Here is a 20,534-nt window from a genome sequence, read left to right on the forward strand (position 1 = left end):
CTTCTTAGCGCACCACGTAGACGGAGACGTCTGAATGCCGCACGACCCGTGCAGCATTCGGGCCAAGCAGATAGTCTTTCAAGTCTGGTTTGTGCGCACCGATCACGATCAGATCGCTACCAGCACTGTCCGCAGTTTTCAGGATTTCCTGATAGGCAGTACCCGTCGCGACCACGTGGCGGATCTTTTCATTCCGATCCGCCCCCAGGGTAGACACACACATCTCGGCCAGTTTGGTATGTGCCTCTTCCAGCGCCTTGTCGTGAAAATCACTTTCGAAAAAGCCAGACACCCAACTTTCTCCGAAATCCGGCAGGACCGTCACCACATCCAGTTGAGCACCTTCCTGATCGGCCAGCTTCGCAGCTTTCTTTAGGACATGCGTATCAAGATCGCCGTTGCTGATATCGACGGCACAGAGAACAGCGTTTGTCATGCGGTCACCTCTTGTCTGGCGGCGCGGCCGCGCTGAAGGAAAGCGATCAGTCCCAGCAATAGCATTGCCGGAATGTAGATCAACTGTTTCGGTGGCTGACTGGCGGGCAAGCTGACCGAGGTCAGGCGAACCGCCTCATCCCCATAGTAGTCGAAGATATCCAGATCATCCGCGACCGGAGTTCCGAACAGCGGCTCTTCCAGTTTAACCAGCCCGTCTTCTTCAAGCAGCAGCAAGCCCATCGCGTCAACTCGCGCTTGGCCTCCTTCTTCGCTGCCAACGGGCACAACAACCGTCGTGTCCGTCATCTCAAGCGTGTCAAAGTCCGGCCCATTGATGACCATGCGCACCTCGGTACCCGGAGGGGTTTCGCCGATGGTTTCCACAAAAGCAGCAGGCTCAACCGAGGTAAACGGTGGAGCAATGCGGTTCATGAAGAAGTCGGGCCTGAACAACGCGAACGCCACCAGGATCAGTGCGATGCTTTCATAGATCCGGCTGCGGGTCAGGAAGTACCCCATTGTCCCGGCCGTAAAGACGAGGATGGCGATTGTCGCAAATATCGCCACCGTTATCCCCTCGACCCACGTCACATCGATCAGCAGCAGGTCCGTGTTGAAGATGAACACGAACGGCAAGGCCACGGTGCGCAGGCTGTAAAAGAACGCGATGAAACCGGTCTTGATAGCGTCACCGCCGGATACTGCGGCGGCCGCAAAGCTTGCCAAACCAACCGGCGGGGTCACGTCTGCCATGATCCCAAAGTAGAAGACGAACAGGTGCACCGCGATCAACGGCACGATAAGTCCGCTTTGCGCACCCAGCTCAACAACCACACCCGCCATCAGCGAACTGACCACAATATAGTTTGCGGTGGTCGGCAGGCCCATGCCCAGGATCAGGCTCAGCAGGCCGACCATAATCAGCATCAGGATCAGGTTGCCACCTGACAGGAACTCAACCAGGTCAGCCATTACTTGTCCGACACCAGTCAGCGTCACAGTGCCCACGATGACGCCAGCTGTTGCCGTTGCCAGCGCGATACCAATCATGTTCCGCGCGCCGTCGATCATGCCCTGCCAAAGGTCTGCTACACCATCAATGAACGTGTTGTAGACGTTGCTTTGCCCGCGGAATATCGCCTTGAGCGGCTTCTGCGTTAGCAGGATCACGAACAGCAGCGTCGTGGCCCAGAAGGCCGACAGACCCGGTGACTTCTGCTCGATCATCAGGAAGTAGACCAGCACGATGATCGGCAACAGGTAGTGTAGCCCAGCTTTGTAGATGTCGGCAATGACCGGCAAGGTCACTTCTTTGGCGTTTGGATCGTCCGGCTCAAGATCCGGCACCTGAGCGGCCAGATACAGCAGTGCCACATAGATGGCACAGATGATCAGGCTGAGGACCAGCCCAGCCGATGACGGCACCCAGTTTGTCACCGCTTCGACCGGGAATTGAGAACCGTAGCACAGCCCGGCAAAGACCAGGAAGAAGGACAACATACCGACAACTGTGCGCGCCAGCTTTACGTCGCGGTCGCCCAGCGTGGGCATGTTCCGCTTCACGGCCTCAAGGTGCACGATGTAGACCAGCGCGATGTATGAAATCGCGGCAGGCAGGAAGGCGTGGGTGATCACCTCGACATAAGAAATGCCGACATATTCCACCATCAAGAAGGCCGCAGCCCCCATCACCGGCGGCATGATCTGTCCGTTCACGGATGAGGCAACCTCGACCGATCCAGCTTGTTCGCTGCTAAAGCCCACGCGCTTCATCAGCGGTATGGTGAATGTACCGGTTGTCACAACGTTGGCGATGGACGAACCCGAAATCAGGCCGGTCGCGGCCGAACCCACGACGGCCGCCTTGGCAGGACCACCACGCAGGTGCCCCAAGGCACCGAAGGCCATCTTGATAAAGTAGTTCCCTGCCCCGGCCTTATCCAGCAAGGCCCCGAACAGAACGAACAGGAAAACGAATTTGGTCGAAACCCCAAGCGCGATACCAAACACGCCCTCGGACGTGATCCACATATGGCTCATGGCCTTTTTCAGGCTTGCGCCTTTCCAGCGAATAACCTCGGGAACCCAATCAGAGGATCCGAAAAACACATATACCAGAAAGATCGTCGCAATGATCGCCATTGCGGGGCCAAGCGCACGACGCGCGGCCTCGAACAACAACAGCAGACCAACCAGGGCGACCCATTTGTCGGTGTCATCCGCAAGACCGCCTGCATCGACGATCTTGTTGTAAAAGAAATAGCCATACAGCGCGACAAACGCGCCCAGCAGCCCCATGATCCAATCCTGAACCGGGATATAGTTGCGCGGGCTTGATTTCAGCGCCGGATAGGCTGCGAAGGCCAGAAACAACGCAAAGGCCAGGTGAAACTGCCGCGCGTTGTTCACAACGCTGCCGGGCAGCACATAGTTCGCAAGTGGCGAGGCCAGAACGACCTGAAAGATCGACCAGATCGCGGCCACCACAGCCAGGAAAATCCCGACATTACCGACCGGATTACGTCCACCCGCATCGGATGAGGCCACAAGATCCTGTAGCTCTTCTTCGGATAGCGGACGATTGGATTGTGTGTCGGAACTCATGAAATGTCTCCCCGTCGCGGCCATTTTTGGCCTTCTGATCCACCCGATTAGTTCGGGTTTGGGTCGCAGGGCGCCCGTTGGGCACCCTGCTTTAGGTCTGGCTTACTGAACCCAGCCTTTTTCTTTATAGTACTTCTCAGCACCCGGATGCAGTGGAGCCGACAGCCCATCTGCAATCATCTCTTCGGGCTTGAGGTTGGCAAATGCAGGGTGCAGCTTTTTGAAATCGTCGAAGTTCTCGAAGACCGAGCTGACAACCGCATAAACCGCGTCATCTGACACGTCTGCCGAGGTCACGAACGTCGCGCCCACACCAAAGGTCGAGGTGTCGCCATCCGAACCACGGTACATGCCACCGGGGATTGTTGCGGTACGGTAGAACGAGTTGTCGTCTACCAGCTTGCTGACGGCGTCGCCGCTGACGTTCACCAGAACCGAGTCACAGGCTGTAGTCGCTTCCTGGATCGAGCCCGACGGGTGACCGACGGTGTAAACCATAGCGTCGATCTGGTTGTCACACAGAGCCGCCGACTGTTCAGCCGCTTTCAGCTCGGTCGCCAGCTCGAAATCGTCGGTGGTCCAACCCATTTCGCCCAGCAGGACTTCCATCGTGCCGCGCTGACCGGAACCGGGGTTGCCGATGTTGACGCGCTTGCCCTTCAGGTCTTCGAAGTTGGTGATGCCGGAATCGGCACGTGCAACAACGGTGAATGGTTCGGGGTGTACCGAGAAGACGGCGCGCAGGTTTTCGAAGGGGCCAGCCTCTTCGAATTTCGAGCTGCCGTTATAGGCGTGGTACTGCCAGTCGGACTGGGCGACACCAAACTCCAACTCGCCTTCGCGAATGGTGTTGATGTTGTAGACAGAACCACCAGTCGACTCGACCGAGCAACGCACGCCGTGCTCTTTACGGCCTTTGTTCACCAGACGGCAGATCGCGCCACCAGTCGGATAGTACACGCCGGTCACACCGCCGGTACCAATAGTGATAAACTCTTCTGCATAAGCGGCCGGAGCCATAAGAGCTGCGGTAACGACCGCGCCCAGGCTAAGCTTGCTGCTATTTTTCATTTTTGAGAACTCCCAACTCTTATTGTGGATGAGAGACAGTTCAGCGGCCCCCATCCAGGGACCTTGCCGGTACGGCAAGCGAACCCGTCTTGCAACGGGTCAAGCATCTGAAATTTAAAAGTCTCCCAACGCCTTTGACGTTTCATTCAGACACTCCGCTTGTCAACCCCTGCGCGGGGTATGAAGGCCCCGATCCGCAGATGTGAGGAGATTTCCGAAAGTTTCCCCCTTTAAAGGGGCCGATTGGCACAGATCGGCATCACTGGGCCAGATCATGAGAAACCGCGCCAGCTAAATATCCAAAAAAACTTTGAAAGTTTGGATTCCGCAACCTAGGCTTGGCCAAACGACCCGATGTTTTATGAATTTACGCGGAAGGGTTCTGGACAGTGGACGGCAAATCACCCAGTCCGATGCTTGTGATCGCCCTAGCCCTTAGTGCGGCCATCGCAATCTGGGGCATTGCTGACCCGCAAGGCCTGGGTCGCATTGCTGCATCGGCGGTTGAGACGCAATTCAACAGCCGCGGCTGGTTCATCATGCTTGAGGTCAGCGGGCTTTTGTTTGTGGTCCTCTTTCTGGCCCTGTCACGATTTGGAGATATCCGCCTTGGCCCTGACACAGCCGAACCAGAGTTTTCAACGACCGCATGGATCGCGATGTTATTCGCCGCAGGAATGGGTGTCGGTCTACTGTTCTATGGCGCAGCCGAGCCGCTGACCCACTACGAAGTGCTGCGTCAATATAATAGCGACGCAGAAGCGGCCAGTTATGCGATGTTCGTGACCTACTTGAACTGGGGGTTCCACGCCTGGGCGATTTACGGAATCGTCGGATTGGTCATCGCCTATTTTGCCTATCGCCGAAATCGCACTTTGTTACTGAGTGCGCCAGTCACCGACGCACTTGGCGAAGTAGGATGGACAAAAGCGCTGGGGTGGGTTTTCGACTTGCTCTCGATCGTCGCAATTGCCGTCGGGTTGGCGGGCTCAATGGCAATGGGGGTATTTCAGATTCAAACCGGATTGGCAGGCCTGTTGGGTATAGAAACCCCAAGCGTGCTGACGCTGCCCGTTTTTGCCGCGCTTTGTATTGCATTCATCATACCGTTGCGTCGCGATCTGGGAGACGGAATGGCCCTGCTGTCCAACGCAGCAATGCTGATCGCCGTTGGGATGATGGTCTATCTTCTGGTGCTGGGTCCCACATCTTATCTGATGGATGGCATCGTTTCGGGATTCGGACGCTATCTGTTCGGTGTCCTGCCAGCAGGATTCTCGACTGCAGAATTCTTCGACGACCTGTTGGTCGACTGGTTCCACGGCTGGACGCTGAACTATATGATCTGGTGGCTGGCTTGGTCACCCTTCGTGGGCATTTTCATCGCCCGGATTTCCCGCGGACGCACGATCCGAGAGTTTCTGATCGGAGTCGTCGTCACCCCTACACTGTTCTCTATCCTGTGGTTCGGCGTTTTTGGCGGCTTGGGTTTTTTCGATGCTTTGCGTCAGGACGGAGCCTTATCAGCCGTCAACGCAGAGAACCTCGACGCAACAACATTTGCGTTGCTTGAGCGCTTCCCGCTGGACGGCATCACAAGAATAGCAACAATCCTGGCCGCGTTCCTGTTTGTGGTTACCAGCGTCGTAAGCGCCGGATTCACCCTTGCGATGATAGGGACCGGAGGCGACGACAACCCCTCCCCCCGAATTCGTACGATTTGGGGCATTATCCTTGGCGCGTTAGGGATGGCGATGATTCTGGTGGGCGATATCTCTCTTGTAAGGTCCATCATAGCGCTGTCAGCCATCGCCTTCGTGTTTATCGTGCCAATTCTTGTTGTCTGTCTGTTCAAACGTCTGGCGCAGGAGGACCAATCATGAGTGGCCAACTGATCGACACCGCACTGAACCTAAGCGTTTTCGCCTATGTTGGGTTTCTGGCGTGGCTGATCCTGCGACGCAGTAAGTGAACGCAGAAACTGGGAATGGATTCGGCTTGAACAGCCCAAGTCTGTTCGCTTTTTTTTGAGTTTGCTAGAAAACTTGCCCGATGAAACTGCGCGCACAATCCGGAACTCAGATTGTCGCCAAGCTTTCCAAGGACCGTCATAACCCCGACATTTTCGATACACCGGCCAAAAGTGGCAACATGAGCATTCGAAACGTCAGAAAAGAAAAAACAGAGAGCAGGTTCCCCTAACCCTCTGTTTTTACTTTGGTACCCAAGGCCGGACTCGAACCGGCACGGTATCACTACCGGGGGATTTTGAATCCCCTGCGTCTACCATTCCGCCACTTGGGCCACGAACACTGGATTAGCCTTCATATTCGGGAAGGTCCAGAGGCAAAAAACAACCGATATTCAGTTTGTTTTCTTCAGGCACGGTTGACGCCCCATCAGGCGCATGGTTTGGCTGACGCAACAAGAGAACGGGATTTTAGCATCTGATGTTGCGATCGCTCTATGACTGGACCATTCGTCTGGCCGAACACCCGCACGCGCTTTGGGCTCTGGCCATTGTGGCATTTGTCGAAAGCTCGTTCTTTCCGATTCCCCCGGACGTTCTGATGATTCCCATGATTCTTGCGCGCCCGTCACGCGCCTGGCTGATCGCGACAGTTGCCCTGGTGGCGTCGGTGCTGGGGGGCATGCTGGGATATGCTATTGGCGCGTTCTTCTATGAAAGCATCGGCCAACCCATCCTCGAATCCATGGGCAAGGCGCATGCCATGGAAGAGTTCAACACCAAGTTCAATGACTTCGGATTCTGGGCCGTGTTGGGCGCAGGGATTACCCCTTTCCCGTACAAGGTCATCACCATCATGTCCGGCTGGACGGGCATGCCGCTGGGCACATTCATCGCCACGTCGATTTTGGCCCGCGCGCTCAGGTTCTTTGTTGTTGCCGGGCTGCTTTGGGGTTTTGGTGAACCCATTCGCAACTTCATCGAAAAGCGTCTGGGGCTTATGTTCACTCTGTTTGTCATCCTGCTGTTCGGTGGGTTTTTAGCGGTGAAGTTCCTATGACACGCAAAAAACTGTTGATCCTGATTGCGGCAGGCGGTTCCGCCGCACTGTTGTTAGGCGCATGGGCGTTTCAACACCTGGGCGGTATGGCCCCTTGCAAAATGTGCATCTGGCAACGCTATCCCCACGGCGCGGCCGTTCTGATTGGCGTGTTGGCCTTCGCCTTTCCGGGCATCCGCCCCCTGCCCCTTTTGGGTGCAGTTGCTGCGATGGTGACTGCCGGGATTGGCATGTACCACGCAGGTGTCGAGCAGAAATGGTGGGAAGGTCCAACCAGCTGCACGTCAGGTGATATTGGCGGGTTGTCCGCTGAGGAACTGATGGATCAGATCATGTCCGCGCCACTTGTGCGCTGTGATGATATCCCGTGGGAGATGTTCGGCCTGTCGATGGCTGGCTGGAACGCTCTGCTATCTGCTGGTCTGGTTTTGGTCTGGCTGGCCGCGTTCCGTGCGAAATAAGCGTTACTACGCGTCCAGTTCGGCATCCCAATACAGAAAGTCGATCCAGCTGTCATGCAGGTGGTTCGGGGGGAACTTGCGTCCGATGTTTCGCAGTGCCTCGGCATCTGGCTGACGCGGCGGCTTGCGCAGCGACATGCCCGCCTGCCGCAGCGACTTCGATCCCTTCCTCAGGTTGCAGGGGCTGCACGCCGCCACAACGTTCTGCCAACTGGTCACACCCCCGGCAGCCCGCGGAACAACATGGTCAAAGGTCAGGTTGTCCCGGCTTCCACAATACTGGCAGCGGAACTCGTCCCTTAAAAATAAATTAAAGCGCGTGAAGGCCACGCGCTTTCTGGGTTTTACATAGTCTTTCAGGACAACGACCGACGGTATTCGGATCTCGGTACTTGGGCTTCGGACGACCTCGTCGTATTCGGCCACGATGTCCACCCTGTCCAGCCAGGCCGCCTTGATCGCTTCTTGCCAGGGCCACAGGGATAAGGGGTAATAGGACAAGGGGCGATAGTCGGCGTTCAAAACCAATGCCGGATGGTGCTTTAGGGCACCCGGTTCCCTGACAAATTCGGTCCTGAATTCTCCGTCCATATCGGAATCGCTCCTCGCTCTGCTCTGCCCGTTATTGACACCAGAGCGGGGAACACCCGCCCCGGCCTTAACTTAACTATATATCGTGTTAAAACTCTGACAAGCCCTGAGTTTCCACAACATCTCGGGTATTGAGTATGCCTGCTCCGTAACAAAGACGTGACAGTTATCCACAGGTTGCATTCGCTGTGTCCGGCAGGCTATGGCGAGGTCATGAGCTGGTTCATACGATTCAACAAACCCTTCGATGTGTTGCCGCAGTTTACTGACCGCGCAAATGCAGAGACGCCGCGCAGCACTTTGTCGGATTTCATCGACCTGCCCGGTGTGTATCCGGCTGGGCGGCTGGATCGCGACAGCGAGGGCCTGATGCTGCTGACTGACAACGGCCGGCTGCAGGCGCAAATATCGGACCCCAAGCACAAGATGCCCAAGACCTATTGGGTTCAGGTGGAAGGTTCACCCGATGCTGCTGCCCTGAAGGCTCTGCGCGACGGGATTGATCTGAAGGACGGACCGACGCGCCCGGCCAAGGCACGGTTGATGGATGAGCCCGAAGATCTATGGCCACGAAACCCACCTATCCGCGTACGCCAAACAGTACCGGACAGCTGGATTGAGCTGACCTTGCGCGAAGGCCGCAACCGGCAGGTTCGACGCATGACGGCAGCGGTCGGTCATCCCACCCTGCGCCTGATCCGCGCCCGGATCGGGGACTATACGCTAGAGGGGTTGGCGCCCGGTCAATGGGACAGCCTGACAGCTGCTGTATTGGATTCCGCTCCGAAGCGCAAACGGGACCGCCGACCGCGCAGGTGACAAAAACGTCCTTTTGTGATAGGGTTAAGGCATGAAGGTCACCCGAAGCACACCATCCCCAGAGGGGATCCTTGAGGCCGCGCTTTATGTTGGCGATCTGGACTCGGCTGAACGATTCTATGGTGAAATACTGGCGTTAGAGTGTATTCAACGCGTCGCGAACCGGCATGCGTTCTTCCGCGTCGGCGGATCGGTGTTGTTGCTGTTCAACGCTGATGAGACGGCAAAACCGCCGGAAAATCCGAACCTGCCCGTCCCGCCGCATGGCGCACGCGGGCCCGGTCACGTCTGCATGACTTTATCGCGGACAGAGATCGACGAAATGCGCAAGCATCTGCTGGAGTGGAACATCCCCATAGACGCCGAGTTCGATTGGCCAAGCGGGGCACGGTCGCTGTATGTTCGGGACCCCGCCGGAGACTCGGTGGAATTCGCTGAAGGTCACCTGTGGAACTGATCGCTTAGCGCAGCGGTTTCTTTTCTCCCCCGACAATCCGGTAGATGTCACTCGAGATAACGCCCACTTCGCCCAGAATAGCCTGAAACTGGGCCATATGCGGGGCTGCGAAATGCGCCTCGAGCGCGGCCTGATCCTGCCATTCTTCATACACGCGGAACTTGTTGGATTGCCCGAGTATCTGGCTGAATTCATAGATCGGGCAGCCGGACTCTTTTACGGTCTCGGCGACCATTTTCTGTGCGGCCTCAATGGCTTTGTCGACACTATCTAGCGACACTTCAACGGTTCCGGTGACTATCAGCATGTCGTTTCCTTCTTCAATTCAAACCGTTTCGAAATCCTGTCGACTGGCGTTCCGTCTTGCAGAGAAACAGCATAAGTGACCGAGTAGTCGCGGAAACCCATCTTGTCGTAATAGCTAAGCCCCTGCCGGTTGTCGGCCCGGATCGTCGCGTTGAGCGCGCTGAACCCAAGGGCCGCGGCATAGGTCGCGGTTTCAGAGAACAACGCCCGCCCTGCCCCTTTCAACACCGGCTCTCGCCGGGTGAAAGTCGCTATATCCGCGCAATCTTCCGGCAGGTTCTCATTCGTGCCAAGCCATTGAAACCCGGCCACCTCGCCCTGTTCATCAAGGGCAACGTGGCAACAGATTTTGTCTGCGCCATTCAGGTAGACTTGGGCAAACAGCGCCTCAGAAAACGGTGTTTCAAACGCGGTCGTCCCGCCGATGTCTATGATTTCGTTGAGTATTTGGCAGGAAACTGCCACGTCCTCAGGCATCATGGGACGGACCGCGATCATCGCTACAGGCTCAGCTTGTCGCGCATAAAGGCCAGCGCGACGCTAAGACCGTCCGGGGCAATCCCGTGGCCGGTGCCTTTCATGACATGCGCATATACTTCTTTGAAATCTGCAGCCTGCAGTGCTTCGGCAGCTTCGGGCAACGATTGTGGTGGAACCACGTCGTCGGCATCACCATGCACCAAAAGGATCGGCATTCGGCTGACGGTTTCGTCGGGCAGCAGGTCCGGTTCCAACAACCGGCCAGAGAACGCAACAATCCCAGCCACCGGGTCTTCGCGGCGCGGCGCGACGTACAGGCTCATCATCGTACCTTGCGAGAACCCAAACAGGACCACTTGCTCGGGCAGCACATCTTCATCCACCATCAGGGCATCAAGGAAAGCGTTGAAATCGTCGGCGGCCATTTCCATGCCACGGCGTGCTTCTTCTTCGGACGACCCGTCAATCCACGGGATCGGAAACCACTGATATCCGTTGGGCATTCCGGGGATCTGTTCCGGCGCATCGGGTGACACAAACAACGTGTCGGGCAGATGTTCCCCCAGCGGATCGGCCAACCCCAGCAAATCGGCCCCGTTGGCGCCATAGCCGTGCACGAACACCACGACCGAGCGTGTATCGCCCGAAACCGGCTCTTTTCGGAGCGCATTCAAAACCCGTGTCATCTGATCCCTTCTCGTTCTTTTGCCACCCGGTAATAGGCCCACAAAACCCGCGCCGCAACCGACCGCCAGGGCGACCAGGCTTCGGCCATCTGGCGCAACTGTTTGTCGGTCGGCCGATCGGGCAAATCATAGAGAATGCGCGCAGCCTCTTGCAGCGCCAGATCGCCCGGCGCGATCACGTCAGCGCGGCCGAGCGAAAACATGGTGTAGATCTCGGCGGTCCAGACGCCAATACCCGACACCTCGGTCAGGATCGCCACCACGTTATCGTTTGAAACGTCCCGCAAGGCTTTGTAGTCAATGCGCGCCTCAGCCAAAGCGCGGGCGTAGCGGATTTTTTGCCGGCTCAACCCAACTGCACGCAGATCATCGTCGGCAGCCCACATGATTTTGCGCGGGCCGGTCAGTTTCGCATCCTTCAACCGGTTCCAGATCGCATTGGCCGAAGCCACACTCACCTGCTGACTAACTATGGCGCTAAGCAGTTGCGCAAAACCGTCCGGGCGACGGCGCAAGGGCAACGGACCGGTCTGTTCCATCGCATAGGCCATGCGCGGGCAGCTTTCGGCCAGCCACGTCGCGCCTTCTTCCACACAGTCGGGTGTTTCTATTATCCGTCCAACGGACATGTGTTCTCCGGCCTCGATGATCGACTGCACGTTAGGCTGCTTTGCCGCAGATGCAACCCGCTTGTGCACAATCGTTTTCGACATTACGCATGTGCTCATGACTATGACCGCCACCCCCTCCGACAACAGTCAGGCCAAACGGAATGTCGCCGTTCTGGTGGCCGCGCAGGCCTTGCTTGGCGCACAGATGCCGATGATCTTTATCGTCGGTGGGCTGGCCGGCCAATCATTGGCAACCAATCCCTGCCTGGCGACTCTGCCCATATCATTGATCGTCCTCGGCTCAATGCTGGCGGCGACGCCGATCTCGGCCATTATGCAACGGTGGGGTCGCCGTGCTGGATTTCTGGTGGGGGCAACGGCAGGGGCTTGCGGCGGGCTTGTCGGCGCATATGGCTTGTTTCTGGGGTCATTCCCAGTGTTTCTTGCTGGCAGCCTGCTGACCGGCATCTACATGAGCGCGCACGGTTTCTATCGCTTTGCCGCCGCTGACACCGCATCGGACGATTTCCGTCCCAAGGCGATTTCCTACGTCATGGCGGGCGGTCTGGCAGCGGCAATCATCGGGCCTCAGATCGTCAAACTGACCTCGACCGCGTATGTCATCCCTTTTCTCGGCACGTATATCGCTGTCATCGCGGTGAACGTCATTGGCTCGGCCCTGTTCTTTTTTCTCGACATTCCGACCCCGCCCAAACCTGCGGCAGATGCCCCCAAAGGCCGGTCCCGGATCGAGCTGCTGAAGACGCCGCGTATTGCGGTTGCAATCATCTGCGCCATGGTGTCCTACGCGCTGATGAACCTTGTGATGACGTCGACACCGCTGGCCGTCGTGGGCTGCGGGTTCAGCGCCAATGACGCGGCGGATGTCGTCACCAGCCACGTGTTGGCGATGTACATTCCCAGCTTTTTCACCGGACAATTGATTGCCCGCTTTGGGGTCGAACGGATTGTGGCACTGGGTCTTCTCATACTAGCTGCGGCCGGAGTGGTAGCTTTGCAGGGCGTTGAACTGGGTAATTTCTTTGTCGCGCTGATCCTGCTGGGCATTGGCTGGAACTTTGGTTTTATCGGCGCAACCACCATGTTGGCTGAATCGCACGACGTCAGCGAGCGCGGACGAATGCAGGGGTTGAACGACCTGCTGGTGTTTGGTGGCGTCACGTTTGCCTCGCTGGCTTCCGGCGGGCTAATGAACTGTTCCGGCGGCTCTCCCATCGAAGGTTGGACCGCGGTGAACGTCGCGATGATCCCCCTTCTGACTTTGGCGGGCGGCGCGCTTTTGTGGCTGACGATGCGGCCCCGAACGGCCTAATCGTTAAGGTTCAGTATCGGTGCAAAGGCACCTAATTTCTGTGCCTCGGCGATCCCCTCATCAATGTGCATGCGGTAGATATCCCACATCTGCCGCCTCAGGGTGCGGCCTTCGTCTGTAATGCGAAGAACCTTCCCCCGCCCGTCCCCAGCTGCAGCATGGCGTGTCAGCAACCCGTCTTCCGCCATCCGTGCAACCTGACGAGAAAAGCTGGACTGATCAAACAGAAATTGCTGCTCTAGTTGTTTGGGGCGCAGACCGTCCGGCGATCTCTCTAACTCCCACAGAACATCATACCAGTGCAGTCGTGGATATCCGGCTGCCACCAGCGCGCGCTCAGCCCGGGAAAAGATCCGGGTGCGTGTCTGGTTCAGTGCGATCCAAGCCGCCTCTCGTTCTTCAAATCCGTTCATCACGCCTCCGCGAGGATTGTGGTTTTCCTTTGCTCATCATTTTAGATGCATTTACATGTTAATTATCAACCCTGCAAATCAGAGAAATGTCATGAAGCTGTTTACCGCATCTGCCCTCGTCTTGGCACTGGCCACACCAGTCCTTGCCGAAACCTATCACTTTGATCAAAGTCACACCGAAATCCGTTTCTACTACAACCACGCGGGACTGACCGAACAATCCGGCGAATGGACCATCGTATCCGGCACCGTCGAGTTTGACCCCGAAAATGTCACCGCAACCAGCGCGGATATCACAATCGACGCCTCAAGTGTTGAAACCGGTTGGGGGCCGCTCAACGATCACCTCAAAAGCGGTGATTTCTTCGAGGTCGAGGCGTACCCAAGTATCAAATTCGTCTCGACCTCGGCAGTGCAAACCGGTGCAAGCATCCTGCAAATGATCGGAGATTTGACAATCAAGGATCAGACCAAGCCCGCAACGCTTGAGATCGACCTGACCTTCATGGGTGAACATCCCCTGGCCGGATTTTTCGATTATTACAAAGGTGACTGGATTGGCGTCGAAGCCGCTGGCCAGCTTTTGCGCAGCGAGTATGGCGTCGGGATGTTTGCCCCGGGAACGTCGGACTTGGTTCAGCTGAAAATCTCGGCCGAAATGCGCGCCGGCGGCTGGGAGTAATTACCAGCGCCTCGTCGCCGCCTGCACCATCAATGACAGGCGGCGGCGGATTTCACCCGGACCGAGTGATCCGGCAGCGACCCTGTCCGGGCGCGCAATGACCTGCTTTAGAACCAATTCAGTTTGCCAACCGGCATGCAACGCGGCAGCAGCTTTTGCCGAAACCGAGTGTCGCTGAGTACGGGCCCGTTTCAACCGCCCGTACGCTTTTTCGGCCAGACGCTGAACACCCGCAGGCGTGCCATCCAGCAGCGGAATTCGCCCGCGCGCTTCAAGGTCCGGGATGGCGCGCAACCAATTCGCGACCCCAACGGCATAGCCAAAGTCCCGCACGACTTCCTCATCCGCCGACCCCAGCGCTTGTGCCGCTACCACCGTGAGCGTGCCCGCGCTGTGGTTTATGTATGCGTCGAAATGATCTTCGCCCTCGAACGGGTCGCGATAGATATCCCAACGCCTTACGGCCACATATTCATCCATCATCGACGCAAGATGAGGGGACAAGACACGCGACAGCGGCGTGACGATCTCATGCCGGCGAACAGTCGGACCTTCGGCAATTTCTTGCAACGCATCACGCCACCATTGCAAGCGCATCTCGGCAATCATCGGTTCTTGCGTGACCCAAGGTGCCCGGGCGACTTCGATGTTCAGCGCATAGATCGGAAACAACACCGCACGTGCGGAAACCGGGGCCGCCATGGCCGCCATGAACCGGTCGGGATCCACCCGATGCAACAGCGCGGCACAGGCCTTGACGTCATCGTCAAATGGAGCACTCACTCGGCGACTGCCGACTGTGGGCCACAATCACGCACCAGTTTCCATTGGATCGCGTCCAGCAACGCCTCGAACGAGGCATCGACTATGTTCGCGCTGACTCCGACCGTGGACCACCGCCGCCCCTGCCCGTCTTCGCTGTCGATGATGACGCGGGTCACCGCCTCGGTGCCGCCCTGCGTGATACGCACCTTGAAGTCGACCAGGTGCATATCATCCAGAATCCGCGAATACTGCCCCAAATCCTTGGCCAGCGCCTTGGCCAGCGCATTCACCGGACCCCGGTCACCGCCGGACCCATCCAGAGACTCGCTGACCGACAGCTTCTTTTCGCCGTCGACCTTCACCACAACAACGGCCTCGGACAAGCTGACCATCTTGTTGTACTTGTTCTTGCGCCGTTCAACGGTGACCTTGTACCGCTTTACCTCAAAGAATTCAGGCAGTTGACCCAGTTCGTCCCGCGCCAGCAACTCAAAGCTGGCCTGCGCAGTGTCGTAGGAATAACCTTCTGCCTCACGCAGCTTGATCCGCTCGAGGATACGGCCCAAGGCCGGGTCACCGGATTCGACCGACAAACCGGCCTCGATCAAACGCTGGCGCAGGTTCGACTGCCCCGCCTGGTTCGACATCGGAATGATCCGTGTGTTCCCAACCGACGCCGGATCCACATGTTCATAGGTCGTCGGGTCCTTGAGGATCGCGCTGGCATGCAGCCCTGCCTTGTGCGCAAAAGCCGACGCCCCGACATAGGCCGATTGTTTGCTGGGCACCCGGTTCAGGATCTCGTCCAGCATGCGGCTGACGCGCGTCAGACCCGCCAGCGCCTCGAAACTGACGCCGATGTCAAAGCTCGATGCATAAGGTTCTTTCAGCAGCAGCGTCGGGATCAATGAGGTCAGGTTCGCATTTCCGCAACGCTCACCCAATCCGTTCAAAGTTCCCTGAACCTGCCGCGCACCCGCATCGACAGCCGCCAATGAACAGGCCACCGCGTTTTCCGTATCGTTGTGGGTATGGATACCCAGCCGATCCCCCGGCAGGCCCGCCGCGACCATCTCGGACACAATCCGAAACACCTCCGCGGGCAAAGCGCCGCCATTGGTGTCGCACAGAACAACCCAGCGCGCACCGGCATCCATCGCGGCCCAGCAAACCTCAATCGCATAGGTTGGATTGTCCTTGCAGCCATCAAAGAAATGCTCGGCATCAAACAGTGCCTCGCGCCCTTGCGCCACAATATGCGCAACCGAAGCGCGCACGTTCTCGACATTCTCCTCCAATGAGATGCCAAGCGCATGGGTCACGTGGTAATCGTGCGACTTACCCACCAGACAGACCGCCCGCGTACCCGCGTTCATCACCGCCGCAAGAACATCGTCATTCTCTGCCGACCGGCCCGACCGTTTGGTCATCCCAAAGGCGGTCAAACAGGCCGACGTTTTGGGAGCTGCATCGAAAAACGCACTATCCGTCGGGTTCGCCCCCGGCCAGCCGCCCTCGATATAGTCTACGCCTAACTCGTCCAGAGCCTGCGCGATCTGCACCTTCTCAGCGGTCGAGAACTGCACACCCTGTGTCTGCTGCCCATCGCGCAGAGTAGTGTCGTAGAGGTAGAGGCGTTCTTTGGTCATCATACGCCCTCCAGCTTGGCCGCATCGAACCCTGTGCCCGGAACCAGTTCGACCCCATCCTTGCTCATTCGTACTTCCAGACCAGCGGCCAGGTAAGCTGCCTTTAGGCGATCGACTTCCGAGAAGTCTTTGCTCTGCATTGCACTCGCCCGCGCATCAGACAATCTGTCTGCATGAGATGAAAGATCCACCGAAGCCGTATCAGCCCAAGCACCCATTTCTTGCGACAACAGACCAAGTAGCTGAGCACCCGCCAGCAACGAGGCCGCATCACCATCCGCCGCCAAACGGTGCAACTCCGCCAAAGCACCCGCCGTGTTCAAGTCATCGCTTAGCGCAGAAACGACTGCGGGTGCAGCGCTGGCGGCGGGCTCGATGCCCGCTGTCAGCGCCCGCCACTTGCGCAGCGTCGCCTCAGCCTCACGGGCCTTTTTCTCAGTCCAGTCCATCGGCTTGCGATAATGCGTCTGCAGGAAGACAAACCGGATCACCTCGCCCGGCACGCCCTGCTCAAGAAGATCATGCACCGTGAAAAAGTTGCCCAGTGATTTGGACATCTTCTTGCCTTCAACCTGCAACATCTCATTGTGCAACCAGTACCGCGCGAACTCACCGTGCGGATGGGCGCATTTGCTCTGCGCGATCTCGTTTTCATGGTGCGGGAACATCAGGTCGTTTCCGCCACCGTGAATATCAAAGCTCTCGCCCAGCAGTTCATAGCTCATGGCCGAGCATTCGATGTGCCAACCCGGACGACCACGGCCCCAAGGGCTGTCCCACCCCGGCAACTCATCGGTCGAGGGCTTCCACAGCACGAAATCCATCGGGTTCCGCTTGTATGGCGCAACCTCAACCCGGGCACCGGCGATCATGTCATCCACCGACCGACCAGACAAAGCGCCGTAGTGTTCCTTCCAGCTGTCAACCGCGAACAGAACGTGCCCTTCGGCTGCGTAGGCGTGCCCCTTCGCGATCAAATCCTCAATCATTGCAACCATTTGCGCGATGTATTGAGTCGCACGCGGCATCTCGTCGGGCTCAAGCGCGCCCAACGCGCCCATGTCATGCAGATACCAGCCGATGGTTTCATCCGATCGTTCCTGCACCAACTGCTCCAGTGTGCCCTCAGCGCCCGCTTTCTGTCGCGCCAGCGCGGTCGCGTTGATCTTGTCATCCACGTCGGTGAAATTGCGTACATAGGTCACGTGATCCGCGCCGTAGACATGGCGCAGCAACCGATAGAGCACGTCAAACACCACCACGGGCCTCGCATTGCCAAGATGGGCGCGATCATAAACCGTGGGTCCGCAGACATACATCCGCACGTTATCGGCGCTGATCGGAACGAAATCTTCTTTCGCCCGTGTCCCTGTGTTGTGCAGTTTGATCGTCGTCATCGGTCGGCTCCTAAAGACAGCAAATGCTTGCGCTTGGCGCGGGCTTAGCAACTTGTCTCAGGGATGAAAACGAAAGAAACCGGCCCGCTTGATAAATCAGCAGGTAATGCAGCAGATAATGATGCAGGTCATACGGTTCATTTCCTTCCCCTAGCATGGACAACGCGTTCAGCCAAGACTTGAGTTCAATCTCAAGGTGACGCACCCTTGCGACCATGAGCCGAGAATTTGTCAATTCCATCCGCCGCACGTTTCCAGGCGCTGACCTTTCCGACCCTTGGGGCGGAGGCCATGATGCCTGGAAGGTTGGCGGCAAGATGTTTGCCTGCATCGGCACCGCCAACGATGGCGTGTCCGTCAAAACGCCTGATATCGCGACAGCTCAGATGCTGATCGAAGCAGGCGTCGGTACCAAAGCGCCCTATTTTCATCGCAGCTGGATCCGCCTGCCGTTTGGCTGTGACGAGGATGAGATGCGTCATCGGCTGGCCACATCCTACGATCTGGTGCGGTCTTCCCTGACGAAAAAAGTGCAGTCCACTTTGCCCCCACGAAGCTGATTGACATTTTCCAATGCCTCTGGCCCATTCTGCGCTGAAGACAAGATCGGAGCGTGCCATGAAACTGTCGCAGCGTATCACTCATCTGACCGGAGGTGGCAGTGATGGGTGGGATGTATTTTACCGTGCGCGCCGAATGATTAGCGAAGGGCACGTCATTACTGAACTCACCATTGGTGAGCATGACATTCGCACACATCCGACCATTCTGGATGCCATGGATCTATCGGCACGTCAGGGAAACACCGGCTACGCTGTGGTGCCCGGGTCGGATTTGCTGCGCGATACCGTTGCGGCGCGCATTCAGGCCCGCACTGGTCAGAAGACCTCGCGCAACAACGTGCTGATCACCCCGGGCGGCCAATCTGCCTTGTTCGCTGCACACGTGGCGGTGTGCGATCCCGGTGATGTCGGTCTGTATCTCGATCCCTACTACGCGACTTACCCCGGCACGATCCGGGGCGCCGGTGTGACAGCCCGGGCGATCCAGACCACCGCCGAGGATGCATTCCAGCCGCGCGCGCAGCAGATCGATGCGGCGGCAGATGGTGCGGTTTCGCTGTTGATCAACAGCCCGAACAACCCCACTGGTGTCGTATATTCCCGCGAGACGCTGTACGGTATCGCAGATGTTTGCCGTGCCCGCAACCTGTGGCTGATCTCGGATGAGGTTTATGACACGCAGGTCTGGGAAGGTGAGCATATCTCACCACGTACCCTGCCCGGAATGGCCGAGCGTACTTTGGTCGTTGGTTCGATGTCCAAGTCGCATGCGATGACCGGGTCCCGATGCGGTTGGGTGGTCGGCCCCGCGGAGGTGATCGCCCATCTCATCAATCTGGCTACGCACACAACTTACGGCGTGCCCGGGTTCATTCAGGACGCCGCCAGTTTTGCTTTGAGCGCGAGTCATGATCTTGAAGAGGAAATCGCCGCTCCGTTCCGGCGTCGTCGCGCGTTGGCGGTCGAGATTCTTGCCACCCAGAACACCATTGGCCTCGTGCCGGCACAGGGTGCGATGTACCTGATGCTGGACATCCGCGCAGTGGGGCTAAGCGGTGAGGCATTCGCCAACGCATTGCTGGATACACACGCAATTGCCGTCATGCCCGGTGAAAGTTTTGGCACAGCGGCGGCAGGACACGTGCGCGTTGCGATGACAATTGATGACGACCGCTTTGCTGCAGCACTCAGAACTATTTGCAATTTCGCCGCCGCCCTGGCGGAAAGTCACGCGGCAGAATAGACGGCCTTAAAACCGGAAAGTTGTACGCAGGTTGAACACGTTGGCGTCAATATCGCCCTGACTTCGTGTGACGTCGCTAAAATCCTGACGCAAGGCCTCACCGCTGATGACGAAACTGTCGCCGATGGGATAGGCAATTCCGATGCCGTACACTGCAGCGGTGTCATTTTCCGGTGACGCATCCAATCGGGCCGCGCCCACGACGACATAGCCCAAGGCCGGTCCGAAATCATAACCACCGCGCAACTTAAGGCGGGTCAGACTGTCCACGCTGCCTTCACCCTGCCCCAGATCCAGAGAAAGTCGATTGTATTCCAGCTCACCGCCAAGAACGAAATTCCCGAAGTCATGATCATAACCGACAAGCGGGCCAAAAGTCGTGTCGTTTCCGCCAGAGTTATTTGGGCCATCTACATCCGCATAGCCAAAGCTGAAGCCCGCATACGCCCCCGTCCAATCCTCTGCATACACCGGTGCAATGCCGATTGTCAGGCAGGTGGTCATGAGGGCCATCAGGGCTTTCATCAACCTCTCCAAAATTCCTTGCAGCGCGCCCACAACCGATGGGATTCATCACATAAAACTTGGTCTGCAATCGTCAAAAATCCATTGAGATCACGGACCAATCTTAAATAAGTGATAGAAGCTTAACAGATTTTCCCACATTCGGGAAAAAACTTTACCCCACGGCAAGAACGTGATGCCGACAAGGCACAACACTTCGTTTTTGGCCCCTCAGGTCGCAAACAGGACAGATTGCGCGCCGTCGTATTGAGAGAGTTTGCATCACCAATTGAGGACCCGCATGCAAAGTGACGTTTGGAAGATTCGCCTGATCAGCCGTACCATTGGTGCGGATCGCGGGCGTGCCGCGCGTGGGCGGCCGGTTGTGGTCTGAGTACACTCACCTTGAACGTACTTTTTCGACCGGACCTT

Annotated in this window: 22 protein-coding genes and 1 tRNA gene; 9 read left to right on the plus strand and 14 right to left on the minus strand. The window is 57.5% G+C overall.

All coding sequences use genetic code 11. The features are described 5' to 3' along the window. Window positions 1-4: 4 nt before the first annotated feature. The 3 genes from RUA4292_RS13445 to RUA4292_RS13455 form a co-directional block, all read right to left on the minus strand. The gene (locus RUA4292_RS13445; protein ID WP_058271716.1) at window positions 5-436 is read right to left on the minus strand and encodes a universal stress protein; all 432 of its coding nucleotides are present in this window, start codon (window positions 434-436) and stop codon (window positions 5-7) included. Further along, on the minus strand, window positions 433-3,042 hold the full coding sequence (locus RUA4292_RS13450) for a TRAP transporter permease (RefSeq protein WP_058278009.1): 2,610 nt from the start codon (window positions 3,040-3,042) through the stop codon (window positions 433-435). The genes RUA4292_RS13445 and RUA4292_RS13450 overlap by 4 nt, the downstream gene beginning before the upstream one ends. A 102-nt stretch (window positions 3,043-3,144) precedes the next feature. Further along, window positions 3,145-4,113: a TAXI family TRAP transporter solute-binding subunit gene (locus RUA4292_RS13455; RefSeq protein ID WP_058271718.1), complete on the minus strand. Its 969-nt coding sequence runs from the start codon at window positions 4,111-4,113 to the stop codon at window positions 3,145-3,147. Between the two features lie 389 nt (window positions 4,114-4,502). On the opposite strand from RUA4292_RS13455, the gene RUA4292_RS13460 reads away from it, so the two are divergent. Beyond that, window positions 4,503-5,996, plus strand: a complete 1,494-nt coding sequence (locus RUA4292_RS13460; RefSeq protein WP_233493433.1) for a BCCT family transporter — start codon at window positions 4,503-4,505, stop codon at window positions 5,994-5,996. Window positions 5,997-6,331: 335 nt separating this feature from the next. Here the strand turns inward: RUA4292_RS13460 and RUA4292_RS13465 are convergent. Further along, window positions 6,332-6,417: transfer RNA gene (locus tag RUA4292_RS13465), tRNA-Leu, on the minus strand. 146 nt (window positions 6,418-6,563) lie between these two features. On the opposite strand from RUA4292_RS13465, the gene RUA4292_RS13470 reads away from it, so the two are divergent. Further along, window positions 6,564-7,142, plus strand: a complete 579-nt coding sequence (locus RUA4292_RS13470) for a YqaA family protein (RefSeq protein ID WP_058278010.1) — start codon at window positions 6,564-6,566, stop codon at window positions 7,140-7,142. Continuing rightward, window positions 7,139-7,603, plus strand: a complete 465-nt coding sequence (locus RUA4292_RS13475) for a disulfide bond formation protein B (RefSeq protein ID WP_058278011.1) — start codon at window positions 7,139-7,141, stop codon at window positions 7,601-7,603. Before RUA4292_RS13470 ends, RUA4292_RS13475 begins: the two co-directional genes overlap by 4 nt. A 6-nt stretch (window positions 7,604-7,609) precedes the next feature. On the opposite strand, the gene RUA4292_RS13480 is transcribed toward RUA4292_RS13475, so the two are convergent. Further along, window positions 7,610-8,194 (minus strand): HNH endonuclease, encoded by a 585-nt coding sequence (locus RUA4292_RS13480; protein ID WP_058278012.1) that lies wholly within the window; start codon window positions 8,192-8,194, stop codon window positions 7,610-7,612. A 213-nt stretch (window positions 8,195-8,407) separates the two neighbouring features. On the opposite strand from RUA4292_RS13480, the gene RUA4292_RS13485 reads away from it, so the two are divergent. Together RUA4292_RS13485 and RUA4292_RS13490 are read left to right on the plus strand one after the other, a co-directional pair. After that, complete coding sequence (locus tag RUA4292_RS13485) at window positions 8,408-9,013, plus strand: rRNA large subunit pseudouridine synthase E (protein ID WP_058278013.1); 606 nt, start codon at window positions 8,408-8,410, stop codon at window positions 9,011-9,013. Between the two features lie 31 nt (window positions 9,014-9,044). Beyond that, the gene (locus RUA4292_RS13490) at window positions 9,045-9,470 is read left to right on the plus strand and encodes a VOC family protein (RefSeq protein WP_058278014.1); all 426 of its coding nucleotides are present in this window, start codon (window positions 9,045-9,047) and stop codon (window positions 9,468-9,470) included. Between the two features lie 4 nt (window positions 9,471-9,474). On the opposite strand, the gene RUA4292_RS13495 is transcribed toward RUA4292_RS13490, so the two are convergent. The 4 genes from RUA4292_RS13495 to RUA4292_RS13510 are packed head-to-tail and all read right to left on the minus strand — an operon-like array spanning window position 9,475 to window position 11,571. After that, entirely contained in the window at window positions 9,475-9,777 is a 303-nt protein-coding gene (locus RUA4292_RS13495) for a putative quinol monooxygenase (protein WP_058278015.1), read from the minus strand. Continuing rightward, window positions 9,771-10,253 carry a GNAT family N-acetyltransferase gene (locus RUA4292_RS13500; protein WP_233493434.1) on the minus strand — a complete coding sequence of 161 codons (483 nt, stop codon included), beginning with the start codon at window positions 10,251-10,253 and terminating at the stop codon, window positions 9,771-9,773. Before RUA4292_RS13500 ends, RUA4292_RS13495 begins: the two co-directional genes overlap by 7 nt. A 23-nt stretch (window positions 10,254-10,276) precedes the next feature. Then, a complete protein-coding gene (locus tag RUA4292_RS13505; RefSeq protein WP_058271726.1) occupies window positions 10,277-10,942 on the minus strand; it encodes an alpha/beta hydrolase in 666 nt (221 codons plus the stop codon). Further along, the gene (locus RUA4292_RS13510) at window positions 10,939-11,571 is read right to left on the minus strand and encodes a DNA-3-methyladenine glycosylase family protein (protein WP_058278204.1); all 633 of its coding nucleotides are present in this window, start codon (window positions 11,569-11,571) and stop codon (window positions 10,939-10,941) included. Before RUA4292_RS13510 ends, RUA4292_RS13505 begins: the two co-directional genes overlap by 4 nt. Window positions 11,572-11,668: 97 nt before the next feature. Between RUA4292_RS13510 and RUA4292_RS13515 the strand changes: the two genes are divergently transcribed. Next, window positions 11,669-12,886, plus strand: coding sequence for an MFS transporter (locus tag RUA4292_RS13515; protein WP_058278017.1), 1,218 nt, complete (start codon window positions 11,669-11,671; stop codon window positions 12,884-12,886). Here the strand turns inward: RUA4292_RS13515 and RUA4292_RS13520 are convergent. Beyond that, window positions 12,883-13,299, minus strand: coding sequence for a MarR family winged helix-turn-helix transcriptional regulator (locus RUA4292_RS13520; protein WP_058278018.1), 417 nt, complete (start codon window positions 13,297-13,299; stop codon window positions 12,883-12,885). The genes RUA4292_RS13515 and RUA4292_RS13520 overlap by 4 nt on opposite strands. A 91-nt stretch (window positions 13,300-13,390) precedes the next feature. Here RUA4292_RS13520 and RUA4292_RS13525 point away from each other — a divergent pair, with 91 nt between their 5' ends. Then, window positions 13,391-13,981 (plus strand): YceI family protein, encoded by a 591-nt coding sequence (locus RUA4292_RS13525; protein WP_058278019.1) that lies wholly within the window; start codon window positions 13,391-13,393, stop codon window positions 13,979-13,981. Here the strand turns inward: RUA4292_RS13525 and RUA4292_RS13530 are convergent, their stop codons facing one another. Genes RUA4292_RS13530 through cysS form a run of 3 tightly spaced genes read right to left on the minus strand, consistent with a single transcriptional unit; the run spans window position 13,982 to window position 17,792 of the window. Then, a complete protein-coding gene (locus tag RUA4292_RS13530) occupies window positions 13,982-14,764 on the minus strand; it encodes a squalene/phytoene synthase family protein (RefSeq protein ID WP_058278020.1) in 783 nt (260 codons plus the stop codon). Beyond that, on the minus strand, window positions 14,761-16,395 hold the full coding sequence (gene cimA / locus RUA4292_RS13535) for a citramalate synthase (protein WP_058278205.1): 1,635 nt from the start codon (window positions 16,393-16,395) through the stop codon (window positions 14,761-14,763). Before cimA ends, RUA4292_RS13530 begins: the two co-directional genes overlap by 4 nt. After that, window positions 16,395-17,792, minus strand: coding sequence for a cysteine--tRNA ligase (cysS, locus tag RUA4292_RS13540; RefSeq protein WP_058278021.1), 1,398 nt, complete (start codon window positions 17,790-17,792; stop codon window positions 16,395-16,397). The genes cimA and cysS overlap by 1 nt, the downstream gene beginning before the upstream one ends. A 215-nt stretch (window positions 17,793-18,007) precedes the next feature. Here cysS and RUA4292_RS13550 point away from each other — a divergent pair, with 215 nt between their 5' ends. Together RUA4292_RS13550 and RUA4292_RS13555 are read left to right on the plus strand one after the other, a co-directional pair. Further along, complete coding sequence (locus tag RUA4292_RS13550; protein WP_058278023.1) at window positions 18,008-18,352, plus strand: MmcQ/YjbR family DNA-binding protein; 345 nt, start codon at window positions 18,008-18,010, stop codon at window positions 18,350-18,352. A gap of 58 nt (window positions 18,353-18,410) precedes the next feature. After that, entirely contained in the window at window positions 18,411-19,598 is a 1,188-nt protein-coding gene (locus RUA4292_RS13555; protein ID WP_058278206.1) for a pyridoxal phosphate-dependent aminotransferase, read from the plus strand. Between the two features lie 6 nt (window positions 19,599-19,604). On the opposite strand, the gene RUA4292_RS13560 is transcribed toward RUA4292_RS13555, so the two are convergent. Beyond that, entirely contained in the window at window positions 19,605-20,123 is a 519-nt protein-coding gene (locus tag RUA4292_RS13560) for an outer membrane protein (protein WP_058278024.1), read from the minus strand. Window positions 20,124-20,534 lie beyond the last annotated feature (411 nt).

The sequence above is a fragment of the Ruegeria atlantica genome, from assembly GCF_001458195.1.
Classification (GTDB): domain Bacteria; phylum Pseudomonadota; class Alphaproteobacteria; order Rhodobacterales; family Rhodobacteraceae; genus Ruegeria; species Ruegeria atlantica.

Coding starts and splice junctions, on each gene's coding strand:
- RUA4292_RS13445 (WP_058271716.1), bottom strand. CDS start 436: ATGACAAACGCTGTTCTCTGTGCCGTCGATATCAGCAACGGCGATCTT.
- RUA4292_RS13450 (WP_058278009.1), bottom strand. CDS start 3,042: ATGAGTTCCGACACACAATCCAATCGTCCGCTATCCGAAGAAGAGCTA.
- RUA4292_RS13455 (WP_058271718.1), bottom strand. CDS start 4,113: ATGAAAAATAGCAGCAAGCTTAGCCTGGGCGCGGTCGTTACCGCAGCT.
- RUA4292_RS13470 (WP_058278010.1), top strand. CDS start 6,564: ATGTTGCGATCGCTCTATGACTGGACCATTCGTCTGGCCGAACACCCG.
- RUA4292_RS13475 (WP_058278011.1), top strand. CDS start 7,139: ATGACACGCAAAAAACTGTTGATCCTGATTGCGGCAGGCGGTTCCGCC.
- RUA4292_RS13480 (WP_058278012.1), bottom strand. CDS start 8,194: ATGGACGGAGAATTCAGGACCGAATTTGTCAGGGAACCGGGTGCCCTA.
- RUA4292_RS13485 (WP_058278013.1), top strand. CDS start 8,408: ATGAGCTGGTTCATACGATTCAACAAACCCTTCGATGTGTTGCCGCAG.
- RUA4292_RS13490 (WP_058278014.1), top strand. CDS start 9,045: ATGAAGGTCACCCGAAGCACACCATCCCCAGAGGGGATCCTTGAGGCC.
- RUA4292_RS13495 (WP_058278015.1), bottom strand. CDS start 9,777: ATGCTGATAGTCACCGGAACCGTTGAAGTGTCGCTAGATAGTGTCGAC.
- RUA4292_RS13500 (WP_233493434.1), bottom strand. CDS start 10,253: ATGCCTGAGGACGTGGCAGTTTCCTGCCAAATACTCAACGAAATCATA.
- RUA4292_RS13505 (WP_058271726.1), bottom strand. CDS start 10,942: ATGACACGGGTTTTGAATGCGCTCCGAAAAGAGCCGGTTTCGGGCGAT.
- RUA4292_RS13510 (WP_058278204.1), bottom strand. CDS start 11,571: ATGTCCGTTGGACGGATAATAGAAACACCCGACTGTGTGGAAGAAGGC.
- RUA4292_RS13515 (WP_058278017.1), top strand. CDS start 11,669: ATGACTATGACCGCCACCCCCTCCGACAACAGTCAGGCCAAACGGAAT.
- RUA4292_RS13520 (WP_058278018.1), bottom strand. CDS start 13,299: ATGAACGGATTTGAAGAACGAGAGGCGGCTTGGATCGCACTGAACCAG.
- RUA4292_RS13525 (WP_058278019.1), top strand. CDS start 13,391: ATGAAGCTGTTTACCGCATCTGCCCTCGTCTTGGCACTGGCCACACCA.
- cimA (WP_058278205.1), bottom strand. CDS start 16,395: ATGACCAAAGAACGCCTCTACCTCTACGACACTACTCTGCGCGATGGG.
- cysS (WP_058278021.1), bottom strand. CDS start 17,792: ATGACGACGATCAAACTGCACAACACAGGGACACGGGCGAAAGAAGAT.
- RUA4292_RS13550 (WP_058278023.1), top strand. CDS start 18,008: ATGAGCCGAGAATTTGTCAATTCCATCCGCCGCACGTTTCCAGGCGCT.
- RUA4292_RS13555 (WP_058278206.1), top strand. CDS start 18,411: ATGAAACTGTCGCAGCGTATCACTCATCTGACCGGAGGTGGCAGTGAT.
- RUA4292_RS13560 (WP_058278024.1), bottom strand. CDS start 20,123: ATGAAAGCCCTGATGGCCCTCATGACCACCTGCCTGACAATCGGCATT.